At 63.9% G+C, this 12,691-nt stretch carries 10 protein-coding genes and 1 tRNA gene; 8 read left to right on the top strand and 3 right to left on the bottom strand.

Features of this window, described 5'->3' with window-relative positions; translation table 11 throughout:
- Positions 1 to 122: 122 nt before the first annotated feature.
- The 6 genes from HNP60_RS08605 (at position 123) to HNP60_RS08580 (ending at position 6,281) form a co-directional block, all read left to right on the top strand.
- Positions 123 to 1,166, top strand: coding sequence for a rod shape-determining protein (locus HNP60_RS08605; protein ID WP_014076041.1), 1,044 nt, complete (start codon positions 123 to 125; stop codon positions 1,164 to 1,166).
- A 16-nt stretch (positions 1,167 to 1,182) separates the two neighbouring features.
- Positions 1,183 to 2,085 carry a rod shape-determining protein MreC gene (mreC, locus tag HNP60_RS08600; protein WP_184049192.1) on the top strand — a complete coding sequence of 301 codons (903 nt, stop codon included), beginning with the start codon at positions 1,183 to 1,185 and terminating at the stop codon, positions 2,083 to 2,085.
- Positions 2,085 to 2,597 (top strand): rod shape-determining protein MreD, encoded by a 513-nt coding sequence (locus tag HNP60_RS08595; protein WP_184152536.1) that lies wholly within the window; start codon positions 2,085 to 2,087, stop codon positions 2,595 to 2,597. Before mreC ends, HNP60_RS08595 begins: the two co-directional genes overlap by 1 nt.
- Positions 2,582 to 4,687, top strand: coding sequence for a penicillin-binding protein 2 (gene mrdA / locus HNP60_RS08590; RefSeq protein WP_184152533.1), 2,106 nt, complete (start codon positions 2,582 to 2,584; stop codon positions 4,685 to 4,687). The genes HNP60_RS08595 and mrdA overlap by 16 nt, the downstream gene beginning before the upstream one ends.
- Complete coding sequence (rodA, locus tag HNP60_RS08585; protein ID WP_420825224.1) at positions 4,684 to 5,799, top strand: rod shape-determining protein RodA; 1,116 nt, start codon at positions 4,684 to 4,686, stop codon at positions 5,797 to 5,799. Before mrdA ends, rodA begins: the two co-directional genes overlap by 4 nt.
- Positions 5,800 to 6,205: 406 nt before the next feature.
- Positions 6,206 to 6,281 (top strand) — tRNA-Lys (locus HNP60_RS08580).
- A 275-nt stretch (positions 6,282 to 6,556) separates the two neighbouring features.
- On the opposite strand, the gene HNP60_RS08575 is transcribed toward HNP60_RS08580, so the two are convergent.
- Positions 6,557 to 7,704 (bottom strand): IS3 family transposase gene (locus tag HNP60_RS08575; protein WP_184150945.1). Its coding sequence is split into 2 segments (ribosomal slippage): positions 6,557 to 7,446 and positions 7,446 to 7,704, totalling 1,149 coding nucleotides; the frame shifts between segments, so codons are not numbered across the junction.
- Between the two features lie 63 nt (positions 7,705 to 7,767).
- Between HNP60_RS08575 and HNP60_RS08570 the strand changes: the two genes are divergently transcribed.
- On the top strand, positions 7,768 to 8,502 hold the full coding sequence (locus tag HNP60_RS08570) for a hypothetical protein (protein WP_184152530.1): 735 nt from the start codon (positions 7,768 to 7,770) through the stop codon (positions 8,500 to 8,502).
- Here the strand turns inward: HNP60_RS08570 and HNP60_RS08565 are convergent.
- The gene (locus tag HNP60_RS08565) at positions 8,499 to 8,687 is read right to left on the bottom strand and encodes a hypothetical protein (protein ID WP_184152527.1); all 189 of its coding nucleotides are present in this window, start codon (positions 8,685 to 8,687) and stop codon (positions 8,499 to 8,501) included. The genes HNP60_RS08570 and HNP60_RS08565 overlap by 4 nt on opposite strands.
- A gap of 373 nt (positions 8,688 to 9,060) precedes the next feature.
- Here HNP60_RS08565 and HNP60_RS08560 point away from each other — a divergent pair, with 373 nt between their 5' ends.
- Positions 9,061 to 11,289: a TonB-dependent receptor gene (locus HNP60_RS08560; RefSeq protein ID WP_260394792.1), complete on the top strand. Its 2,229-nt coding sequence runs from the start codon at positions 9,061 to 9,063 to the stop codon at positions 11,287 to 11,289.
- 61 nt (positions 11,290 to 11,350) lie between these two features.
- Here HNP60_RS08560 and HNP60_RS08555 read toward each other — a convergent pair whose 3' ends face one another.
- Positions 11,351 to 12,652 (bottom strand): alkaline phosphatase family protein, encoded by a 1,302-nt coding sequence (locus HNP60_RS08555; RefSeq protein WP_184152522.1) that lies wholly within the window; start codon positions 12,650 to 12,652, stop codon positions 11,351 to 11,353.
- Between the last annotated feature and the right edge of the window lie 39 nt (positions 12,653 to 12,691).

Genomic DNA, 12,691 nt, shown 5'->3' with positions numbered 1-12,691 from the left:
CGAGCGACCTACGCGAGCGAAAGCCATTCATTTCCTGAAATGGTTGGAGTCGCCAGAGCGGACATTCCCAAAGGATCGCGAAACGCGCCGGTCCCGGCGCGCTGGCATGAACAGGACATTCGATGTCGTTTTTCTCCAATTTGTTCAAGTTCACTTCCCGCGACATGGCGATCGACCTGGGGACGGCCAATACGGTCGTCTACGTCCGGGGCCACGGCATCGTGCTCAACGAGCCCTCGGTGGTGGCGGTCGAGACGATCAATGGCGTCAAGCGGGTCAAGGCCGTCGGCGAGGATGCCAAGCTGATGATGGGCAAGACGCCCGATTCCATCGAGGCGATCCGTCCCCTGCGCGACGGCGTGATCGCGGACATCGATATCGCCGAGCAGATGATCAAGTGGTTCATCAGCAAGGTGCACGGCCATCGCCGCTTCCCGCGCTTCCCGGAAATCGTGATCTGCGTGCCCTCGGGCTCGACCAGCGTCGAGCGCCGCGCCATTCGCGATGCCGCGAGCAATGCCGGCGCGAGCCAGGTGTTCCTGATCGAGGAGCCGATGGCCGCCGCGATCGGCGCCGACATGCCGGTGACGGAGCCGATCGGCTCGATGGTCGTCGACATCGGCGGCGGCACGACGGAAGTCGCCGTGCTTTCGCTGCGCGGCCTTGCCTACACCACCAGCGTGCGCGTGGGCGGCGACAAGATGGACGAAGCGATCGTTTCCTATGTCCGCCGACACCACAATCTGCTGATCGGCGAAGCGACCGCCGAGCGCATCAAGAAGGAATATGGCATTGCCCAGAAGCCGGCGGACGGCGTGGGCGCCATCATCCACATCAAGGGCCGCGATCTCGTGAACGGCGTGCCCAAGGAAATATCGATCAATCAGGGCCAGATCGCCGACGCGCTGGCGGAGCCGATCGGCACCATCGTGGAAGGCGTGCGCATCGCGCTGGAGAACACGGCGCCGGAGCTGGCGGCCGACATCGTCGATCAGGGCATTGTCCTGACCGGCGGCGGCGCGCTGCTCAAGGGGCTTGACGAGGAACTGCGCGACGAGACCGGCCTGCCGGTCACCGTCGCCGAGGATCCCCTGACTTGCGTCGCGATCGGGACGGGGCGCGCAATGGAGGACCCGGTCTTCCGCGGCGTGCTCCAGACTGCCTGATCAAGGGCGGCGCGTCGTGCCGCCACCAGGAAAGAGGCGCCCCGGTTATGACCGGAAGGCGCAATATGGCCTGTTCGCCAGCTATGTGATCGCTCTTGCCGGCGCGGCCCTTGGCCTGCTGCTGCTCATGATCTCGATTGCCGACCCGACCGGGTTCGCGGCGCTGCGATCCGTTGCGGCCGAGATCACGCGCCCCGTGTCCAGCGGCTTGCGGACCGTGGTGGTGGGAATCGGCAATCTGGACGAGGCGGTCGCGGCCTATATCAATGCCGGCTCGCAGAATGCGGCGCTGCTCAGGCAGGTGGAAGCCAATCGCACCCGGCTGATCGAGGCGGAGGCCATCCGGCAGGAGAATGCACGCCTCAAGCGCCTGCTGCGGTTGACCGAGAGCGAGACCGGCGTGGTTTCCGCCGGGCATCTCATATCCTCCACGAGCAGCAGCGCCGCGCGCCTCGCCCGTCTGGACATCGGCCGCGCGCGTGGTGTGCAGCCGGGCATGCCCGTCCGCGCGCCGGAGGGGCTGGTCGGCCGCGTGCTGCGGGCCGGTCCCAACAGCTCGGACGTGCTGCTGCTGATCGACGAGGGCAATGTCGTGCCGGTGCGTCGGACGACGGACAATATTCCCGGCATCAGTTCGGGCCGTGGCGACGGCACGGTGGAGATCCGCGCTCTCAACACGGAGCGCAATCCTTTCAAGCCCGGGGATATCCTCGTGACGTCCGGCATCGGCGGCATCTATCGGCCCAACATCCCCGTCGCGGTCGTGGCGCGGCTGGAGGGGGACCGTGCCGTCGCCTTCCCGCTCGCCAATCCCTCGCGCGTGGAGCTGGTGCTGGTGCAGACGCCCTATCGGCCCGCCGAGGCCGCCCGCGAGGCAGCGGCACGCGAAGTCGAAGCCAGCAATGCGGGCGCAGAATAGTGCCGCGCTACGATCACCGCATCGGCCGGGACCGGACGCTCCTCCACATCCGGGGAACCCCGGTCGTCTCGGTGATGATCGGCTCGATGATCGTCGCGGTCGCCCCGGTGATCGCGCAGACGCCGCTCCTGCCGCCCTTCGGCCTCATGATCTTCCTCGCCTGGCGCCTGCTGCGGCCCGATATCTGGCCCTTGTGGATCGGCTTGCCGCTCGGCCTGTTCGACGATCTCATGAGCGGGCAACCGCTCGGCAGCGCGATCTTCCTGTGGACAATCATTCTCCTTGCGCTCGATTTCGAGAGCCAGCGCCACACCTGGCGGGACTATTGGCATGGCTGGTTCGTCGCGTCCGTCGCGATGGCCTTCGCGCTGGCCGGGGGCTGGCTGGCAGTGCATCTTGCCGGCCATGGCGGGCCGATCATTCAAATCCTGCCGCAGATTGCCTATAGTATCGGTCTGTTCCCGATCATCGTGCGCCTTTGCGCTGCACTCGACAGATGGCGATTGCCGTGAATCTCTTTGGCAAGAAGACCGTAACCGACGCCAGCCAGTCCTTCACGTTCAGCCGCCGGGCCTTCTTCCTGGGCGCGGCGCAGGTCACGGTCGGCGGGCTGCTCGTGGGCCGCATGGGCTGGATCGCCATCGCCGAGAACGAGAAATACCAGCTCCTCTCGGAGAGCAATCGGGTCAATCTCACCATCACGCCGCCCCGGCGCGGGTGGATCGTGGATCGCCGCGGTCTGCCGCTCGCGTCCAACCGCACGAACTTCCGCGTCGACCTCATTCCCGACCGGTTGCAGAACCGCCCCAAGGTGATCGCCGAGCTGACCGACCTGCTCAAGCTCGATCCCAACACGGTGGACCGGATCGGCGAGGATCTGGACAAGGCCGCCGGTTTCCAGCCGGTGCAGGTCGCCGATGACCTCAGCTACGAGCAATATGCCGCCGTCTCGGTGCGCCTTTCCGAGCTGCCGGGCGTCGCGCCCGCGCAAGGCTTCTCTCGCCATTATCCCGCCGGGCCTGCCGTGGGCCATCTCCTTGGCTATGTGGGTGCCGCCTCGGCAGAGGATTATCGCAAGACGAAGGATCCGCTGCTCATCACGCCGGGCTTCAAGCTCGGCAAGCAGGGGCTGGAGCAATCGCTGGACACGCTCCTGACCGGCAAGCCCGGCGCGCGGCGCGTGGAAGTCACCGCGCGCGGCCGCGTCGTGCGCGATCTCACCACCCGCCCGGATACGCCCGGCCGTACCATCAAGCTCACCATCGATGCCGGCCTTCAGGAATTCGCCGGTCGGCGGCTCGGCACCCAGAGCGGGGCCGTGGTCATCGTCGATTGTCTGACCGGGGACATCCTCGCCTCCACCTCGATGCCGAGTTTCGATCCCAACAGCTTCTCGGACGGCATATCGCATCTCGAATGGGAAATGCTCTCGAAGGACGATCATGTCCCGCTGCGCAACAAGACGCTGGCGGGCCTGTATCCCCCCGGCTCGACCGTGAAGCCCATGATCGCGCTGTCCTTCCTGGAAGCGGGTCTCTCGCCGGACGACACGGTCACCTGCACGGGCGCGCTGCGCGTGGGTAATCGCCTGTTCCACTGCCATTCGCGGCGCGGCCATGGCCGGGTGAACATGCACCGCGCCATCGAGCAGAGCTGCAACATCTACTTCTATTATTTCGCGCAGAAGATCGGGATGGACGCCATCGCTGCGATGGCCCGCCGGCTGGGGCTGGGCCAGCGCTTCGATCTGCCCTTCCCCAGCCAGAGCTACGGCACCGTGCCCGACCCCGCCTGGAAGAAGCGCAAATATCAGCAGGACTGGCAGACCTACGACACCGTCAACGCCACGATCGGCCAGGGCTATATGCTGGTCAATCCCACGCAGATGGCGGTCATGGCGGCGCGGCTCGCCACCGGCATGGATCTCCAGCCGCATCTTCTCATGGACGGAAAGAAGCATGAAGGGCAGCCGCTGGGCATCGGGCTCGATCATCTCACCGTCATTCGCAACGCCATGAAGGATGTGGTGAATGGCGGCGGCACCGGACGTGCCGCCCGGCTTCCCGTGCCGAACATATTGCTCGCGGGGAAGACCGGCACCGCACAGGTGGGCGCCGTCTCCGCCCGCGGCATGCGCAGCGCGTCCCTGCCCTACAAGCGGCGCGACCATGCGCTGTTCCAGGGCTTCGCGCCCCATGACAATCCGCGCTATGCCATTGCCTGCATTGTTGAGCATGGCGGCCATCTCGACCGGAACCAGGATGCGCCGATGATTTCTGGCGATTGCATCACTTATCTGTACGATCCGGCCAAGGCGATGGAAAAGCTCACCAATCTCGAAGGGAGCTGGGGCGGCACGCCGCAGCAGCGGCTGGAGCGGCAGCTCAACGAGTTCCGCGTCGCGCGGGGCCTCGCCGCCGCCGCGCCGATCCTGGAAGCCGCCACGGGGAACGGGAATGCGTCCGACCCCGCTGCCAATGCAAGCGGCGCCACCGGTGCCGGCCAGAGCGGCCCCGTCGCCGGAGACGATCTCGGGGCGGAGGACGAAGCCTCTCTCTCGATCGTTCGGCCCGCCGGCCAGAACGCCGTGGACCCCGAATGAACCGGCTGGTCCCCGTCCCCGATGCGATCGCGCGCCTCCCCTGGCGCCTGTACGTGCTGCTGATCGCGCTCGCCTCGTTCGGCGCCATCGTTCTCTACAGCGCCGCCGGCGGCCATGTGACGCCATGGGCAGGCATGCAGATCATCCGCTTCAGCATCTTCCTGGTAATGGCGGAAGTCATCTCGCGCGTGCCTTTCCGCTACATCCGGATGAGCGCCTTCCCGATCTATGTCGTGGTGCTCGTCGCTTTGTTCCTGGTGGAGCTCATCGGCGGGGTTGCCGGCGGCAGCCAGCGCTGGATCAATCTCGGCTTCATGCAGTTGCAGCCCTCCGAGTTCATGAAGGTGGCGATCGTGCTTGCCGTCGCCCGCTTCTACGCGCTCCTGCCAAGCGCCTTCATCCGGACGTTCATGGCGATCTGGCCGTCGCTGGTGCTGATCGGCATGCCCGTGCTTCTCGTGCTCCTCCAGCCGGATCTCGGCACGGCCAGCATGATCGGGTTCGGCGGCGTCACCGTCATGTTCCTGGCGGGCCTGCCGCTTCGGCTCTTCGTGAGCGCGGGGCTGGCGGGCGCGGCGCTCATCCCCATCGCCTTCAGCTTCCTGCATGAGTATCAGCAGAAGCGCGTGTTGATCTTCATGGATCCGGAGAGCGATCCGCTGGGCGCTGGCTATCATATCAGCCAGTCGAAGATCGCGATCGGCTCGGGCGGCCTGTTCGGCAAGGGGTTCCTGAACGGCACGCAGAGCCATCTCGATTACCTGCCCGAGGGCCATACCGATTTCGTCTTCGCGACCATGGCGGAGGAATGGGGCATGGTGGGGGGACTGGCGCTCATCATCGCGCTGTTCCTGCTGCTGCGCTGGGGCATGCGCGTGGCGCAGCGCACCGAGGACCGCTTCGCGCGCCTCGTCGCCGGCGGCCTCACCACCACCATCTTCCTCTATATCGCCATCAACCTCATGATGGTGATGGGCATGGCACCCGTGGTGGGAATCCCCCTGCCCTTCATGTCCTATGGCGGATCATCGATGCTCACCGTCATGCTGTGCGTCGGCATCATCATGAACATCGATCGCAACCGCAAGGCGCTGGGCGAACGCTGGCCCTGAATGCAAGGGCGGCGCGCTGGGTAGGTTCGCGCGCTGACCATGACGGCCAGCCGGAGCGCTTCCCCCAGCACCGCAGGCGAAGTCATTACAAGCGCCGGATGCCTGTGCTGAATGCGACGCACCAACGGCGCGCAGGCCGCCCGCATCGCTCTGCCGGGCACGCTGGCATTCTACCGACCGCCTCCCCCCGCCCGCAGAGCGCGACCGAAACGGCCATCCACCCCGCATTCGCCTCTCAGGCGTGGCGTCACTGCCCCATTTCAAGTCCGTCCCCTCCCCCTCTTCACCTCCGGAACGATACAATCACCGCATCGCGCATTTTTTGTTTGGCAACACCCAAACCCCATGCTAACGGCGCCGCTCCTGAACGGGACCGTTGCATTGCAGGGTCATTTGTTTGGCGAGTGGACGCATAGCTCAGTTGGTAGAGCAGCTGACTCTTAATCAGCGGGTCCTAGGTTCGAGCCCTAGTGCGTCCACCACTTCTTCCCCAAAAATCAGCAGTTTAGCGCACCCTCTCGTAAATGGCTGGAACACGGTTTCGGCTATGTGTTCCACATGCATTCCAATTCGGGAGGACGGCATCGCCAACGTGTGATCGCTCCGAAAACATTTTTATGGGAGAGCAAGTTTAGGTAGGGTTAGCCAAACGGGGGAATCGGAAGTGCAGCTAGAATTTCGGCAACGGCACCTGTCTATCGCGGCATTTCCTTCAGTTGGCCTGCTGCCGGTTTGGTGGACACCGAGATAGGCTCATTTAGGCTACCCCAGCTTCTCGCTCGAAGTCGATAGGGCTGAGGTAACCCAGGGTCGAGTGACGCCGGGTCGGATTGTAGAAGCACTCGATGTAATCGAACACGTCCGCCTTCGCCTGCGCCCTCGTGCGGTAGACCTTTTTCCCGATCCGCTCGGTCTTGAGCGAGGAGAAGAAGCTTTCCATCGCGGCGTTATCCCAGACGTTGCCGGACCTGCTCATCGAACAGGTGACGCCGTTGTCGGCCATGAGCCGCTGGAACTGCTCGCTGGTATATTGGCTACCCTGGTCCGAGTGATGCAGCAGGGCATCGGGCTTTCCGCGTCGCCAGATCGCCATGATGAGCGCATCGGTAACGAGCTGGGCGGTCATCGTGTCGCTCATCGACCAGCCCACCACCCTGCGCGAGAACAGGTCGATGACGGCGGCCACGTAGAGCCATCCTTCGGCAGTCCAGACGTAGGTAAAATCTGCCACCCACTTCTGGTTGGGCCTGTCGGCCGTGAACTGGCGACCCAGAACGTTGCCGGCGATGACCGAGCGTTCGCCCTGATCCTTGGGCAGTCCACGGCGGCGTGGCCTGGCCCGCAGCCCTTGCGCTCGCATGAGCCGTTCGACCCGATGCAGACCGCAGGAGATGCCTTCGGCGAGCAGGTCGTGCCAGACACGCCGGGCGCCATAGGTGCGATAGCTGCCAACATGGCTGGCCCTGACCCTCGAGCCGATCACCTCGTCGTCGCGGGCACGCTGTGACGGCGCCCGGGTGAGCCAGGCATGGAAGCCGCTCCGCGAGACACCGAGCGCCCCGCACATCCATGCCACCGGCCAGATCCCTCGGTGCTTCGCGATGAAGGCGAACCTCATATCGAGTCCTTCGCGAAGTAGGCGGCGGCTTTTTTTAGAATGTCGCGCTCTGCCTTCAGCTTGGCCACTTCCCGGCGCAGACGGTCGATCTCCAACTGCTCCGGCTTCATCTGACCCTGCCCGGGAAAGGCATGGCCAGGATCAGCGGCCAACTCCTTTACCCATTTGCGCAGCAGGTTCTCGTGCACATCCAGATCGCGGGCCGCCTGCGCAACTGCCACACCGCGCTCACGGACCAACCTTACCGCCTCAAGCTTGAACTCGCGGCTGAACTTCCTTCGTTGCATTGTGGGCCTCCGATAGGTGAAAACACCCTATCTCGGTGTCCACCAAACCGGCAGCAGGCCAGTGTGCCTACGCTTTCGATCAACTATACCGGCCGTCGTCAGGTGTTCGCAGAAAGCGACACCGATGCTGCGATCTACGAGAGCGTCTATACGCTCATCAAATCGCACATCGAGTGCGATCGAGAACTGAACTTTCTTTCCACCGGCCTGCGTGACAAGGACAATGGCGAAATCAACGCGGGGTGCACAATCGTCAAGCAGACTGTCGATCGCCTGGCCGAGCTTGATAACTCATCGATCTTCGGCATCGTCGATTGGGACGGCGATGCCGTCTCCACGGACCGAATCAAGGTGGTGGCGGAAGGAGAGCGAAACGGGATTGAAAACGTCTTGCTCGACCCTCTGCTTGTAGCATTGCTCCTGATGAAGGAGCGACGACTGCCAGAAGGGCTAGAGGATATTGACCGTTTCACGGGAGTTCCCAGCCTCGGGTCTCTTGATCTACAACGGCTTATCGACGCCATTCAAATGGCCCTGTTCCCCGAAGCGACCGAGCGAGTGGAAGTTGCGTACCTTGGCGGAGCGAAGGGGAACGTCTTCCGCACATATCTCGAATCTGACGACCATGCCCTCGAAGCGGCTCTCGCCGAAAAGTTTCCGGCGCTGAACAAATGGAGAAGCAGAGGCCGGGGCGAACTCGTGAAAGCGGTGATCGAGCACGTGCTTTCCGAGCACACGACATTCTGCCCTCTTGCGCTAAGGGTCGCCTTTGAGCTGATTGCAAACGCGCCTAGCTAGTCATCGGCCGTCAGCAGATCGAGCACCTGCCCCATCCCGAGATAGGATTGGAACGGCACGAGCCGCTTCACGGCTTCGGCTTGGCTGTCGGTGATCCCGTCGCCAGTGGCCGCCCCGATCGGAGCCCCGGCGGCCTTGGACACGTCGGAAGCGAGCCCGGCCGTCGAGCCAAGCAACTTGCCCACCGGGTCGACGCCAATGCGCAGTAAGGCCTCACCGTCGATGCATTAATTCTCCGGCCACTGAAGGCGAGGCGTATCGGCGTCAATGCGCCGGACCTCTCTACCGCGCGTGTGGGTACGCACGTCGATGAAGGCGGGCAAATCGTCCCCAAAGACAATTCTCGCCTCAACCAGCCGCCAAACTACTATCTGACATTCGCGAACGGGCGGCTGGTCTATGAAGTCGATCTTGATATCTGGGGGCAGAAAGCGCAATCCCTCTTGAAATTACGATATAACATATCATACACGCCGCTCTCCAACTCAGGGCGGAGCAAAGTCATTGCGTTTACGACATATTTCCCATCGCGCAGCAGCGCTTCTCGCAACGGTCGCCATGTCCGGCCCCCTCCCCGCATGGGCACAGGAACCGCAAGTGGAGCGTGACGATCCGGACCCGAGGGAGCGTGGTTCGGCGCGCAGAGACATCGTGGTGACCGGCCAGTCCCTGAGAACGGAAGAGACAGCCCTGCCGGTGCAGGTTCTGGCCGGTGACGAACTCGCCCATCGCCGTCAGGGCGGACTGGGTGAGACTCTGGCCGGTCTGCCAGGCGTACATCTGGACAATTTCGGTGGCGGCGCGTCGCGCCCTGTCATCCGGGGCCAGACGCTGCCGCGCATCGAGGTGCTGACCGATGGCGCCAATCTGTTCGACGTGTCGTCGATCTCGCCCGATCACGCCATCACCGCCGATCCGCTTCTGCTCGATGCGATCGAGATCCAGCGCGGCCCTGCGGCGATCCATTATGGCGGGAATGCCACCAATGGCGCGATCAACCTGATCGACAGCAAGGTGCCGAAGGTCGTTCCGGTCGGCGGCCTCACCGGCGCTACTGAGGTGCGTTTCGGCACAGGCGACGAGGAGAAGACACTCGTCGGCCGTGTGACCGCCGGGCTCGGGCAATTTGCCATCCACGCCGAGGGCGCGCGTCGCAGGGCCGATGATTATGATGTGCCGAATGGCTTTGGCACGGACAAGCTGCGCGATTCCTTTGCAGACAGCACCAGCTATGCCTTCGGCGCATCCTGGGTCACGTCAAAGGGCTATATCGGCGCGTCCTACAGCCGGATGGAAAGCGAGTATGGCCTGCCCGGTCACAGCCACATCAATGGCGTGTGCCACACTCATGGCCTCGATCTGCATTGCGAGGCGCATGGCGGGTTCGACGATCCGTTCGGCGGATCCGACGATCATACGGCCTATATCAGGCTGCGTGCCGACCGGGTCGACCTGCGCGCGGACTATGATGATCTTCTGCCCGGCCTTGCCCATCTGCGCCTTCGCGGATCCTATACCGACTACGTCCATGACGAGATCGACGGTGAACTGCTGTTCACCCGCTACACCAACGAGGTCTGGGACGGGCGGCTCGAGCTGACCCACAAGCCGATCTTCGGCTTCACCGGCACGCTGGGCGTTCAGTACACCGACGGCAAGTTCAGCGGCATCAATGTCGAAGACCTTCACGTGCCGTTCCCTGACAATGCTTATGGCACCGTCCCGCCTTATTATCACCTCACGGAGAATGTGGGCCTTTTCCTCAGCGAGCGCCGGTCATTCGGCGCGGTCGATGTCGAGCTTGCCGCCCGCAAGGACTGGCGCAGGATCCGGGCCGCAAGACCGCAGTTCCTGTTCACGCTGACGCCGGACATGGAAGCGATCTACGACACGATCTTCCGCGATTTCTATGGCCCCGACTGGAAGAAGGCGATCGAGGACGAAACGATTGAGTCCTTTCTCAGCCGCAATCCGCCCGTCAGGCATGATCCGTTCTCGGTCTCGTTCGGCGCGACATGGAATGTCGGCAATGGCTTCGCCGCGTCGCTGTCGCTTGCGCACACCGAGCGAGCGCCGAGCGTGCGGGAGCTTTACGCGCGCGGGAACAATCTCGCCACGAACAGTTACGAGCTCGGGCTCGCTGCCCGAAATCCCCTCCTCAACGATGCCGGCATTGCGCCCGAGGATGTGCTCGAGACTACGGACGCGATCAACCTGACCTTCCGCAAGAGGGGCGGACCGCTCGCCTTCGAAGTGGGCCTGTTCTACCAGGATATCGAGGATTATGTCTTCGCACGGCTGATCGAGACCGAGACGGAAACCGGGGTCCCGCACAACTTTCTCATCTACACGGCCGCCAACGTCCGCTTCGCCGGGATCGACGGGCAAATCAGCTATCAGCTGACGCCGCAATCGCGCGTGACGATCTTCGGGGACTATGTGGACGCCAGGCTGAAAAGCGAGGATGACAATCTTCCGCGCATTCCTCCCGGGCGGATCGGCGCCCGCTATGATCTCACCGCGGGTCCCTTGTCGGGCGATGTGGAATATTATCACACGTTCGAGCAGGACAAGGTCGCCTCTTATGAGACGCGCACGGCGGGCTATGACATGCTCAACGCGACGTTGAGCTACCGTTTCGATCTCGGCCGGGCAAAGGCGGTGGAATTCTATGTTCGCGGCACCAACCTTCTCAACGAGCTGGCGTTCGCGCACACCTCATTTGTGAAGGATCAATCGCCGCTGCGCGGCCGCAGCGTCGCCATCGGCATGCGTCACGCATTCTGACCTGGGCGAGGCGGCGGGCGTCGGGCGCCTGCCGCCTCATCCCAATTCAGCGATCGCCCGATCATTCGCCAACGTCCAGCGGCGCGCCCCGCGCAGCGGCAAGGGGCACATTCAGAAATCCGGCGAGCGTCGGGGCGATCCGGCGCATGTCGATCGTGCCGAGATTCCTGTTCGCCGCTATCCCCTCGCCCACCAGGATGAGAGCGGCGTGCATGTCCCGGCGCGTGTTGATGGTCGAATAGGCGCCATGGGAGCCGCCTGCATAAGCCTGGCTGAACGGCCCTTTCATCGCATTTCCCATGCGATAGCCCGGCTTCAGGGCGATCACGAAACGCGCCTGATCCGACAAGCCGCTGTGCCGCAGATCCTCGGCGGGCAGGATGGCGGCGATGCCGGCTTCGGGTTGCCGTGCGAGCTTTCCAAGAAATGCGGCCACCTCCGCTTCCAGCGCACGATTGCTGGGGTCCTGCAGCACGACCATCGCGCTGCCGCCGACATACCATGCAAAGGCGCGCCAGGACTTCACTTCGCTGCGCGTCTCGTCGGTGAAGGTGATGAGCCCGGCATCCGCGAAGGCGATGTTCAGGTTGACCTCCCGGGTCGTGCGGTCAAAGCCGTGGTCGGACACGATCGCGATCACGCCCTGCGGGTTCTGAGCTCGATACGCTGCCACGAGCTTGCCGATTTCCCGGTCGATCCGTTCCAGCGCCGCGCGACCCTCTGCCGAGCCCGGTCCGTGGGCGTGCTGTTCCTTGTCGTGCGACACATAATGCACCGTCAGGAGATGAGGCTGATATTCGGTGATGATCCGGATCGCGTCCTTGGTGATCTGCTCGTCGTCGCTGGAATCGCCGGAACTGACGTTGATATCGATCGGCGCGGCGCCCCGGGTCACGGGCCAGTAAAGGCTGGCTGTCCGCAGCCCGGCCTCCTTCGCGGCCGACCAGAGCGTCGGCACCTTGATCGCCTCATACTGACTGTAGGACTCCGGCAGCCTGGCCGTTGCGGCAAACGGACGGTTGTTGAACACGCCGTGCTCGATCGGGGAAACGCCGGTCACCAGCGTCGTGTGATTGGGATTCGTGACGGTCGGGTTGACGTTGACGACGCGCTCGGCATGGCTGCCTTCGCGCAGCAGGCCGCGCAGCACCGGGAGGTTCGGCCGGTCCTTTTCGGGCCCGAGCAGGCTGTCAGGCGAGAAGCCGTCAATGCTGACGAGAAGAACCGGGCGATGCGGCTTCTCCTCGCTATTCGCCCGGCGCACGCTCTCATCCGCTTGCGCCGGTGGCGATGCCGGAAGCGCGGATGCCTGGGCCAGAAGCAGGGCGCAGGTCGCGCCGATCATGAGGCGAAGGATTTTCATGGGCTGTCCGTGCTGGCTTGGCGGGGATGGAAGGCAGCG

The organism is Sphingobium lignivorans, from assembly GCF_014203955.1.
GTDB lineage: Bacteria > Pseudomonadota > Alphaproteobacteria > Sphingomonadales > Sphingomonadaceae > Sphingobium > Sphingobium lignivorans.
Note: the sequence above shows the minus strand (reverse complement) of the source record. Positions and strands in the feature narration are given on the sequence as shown.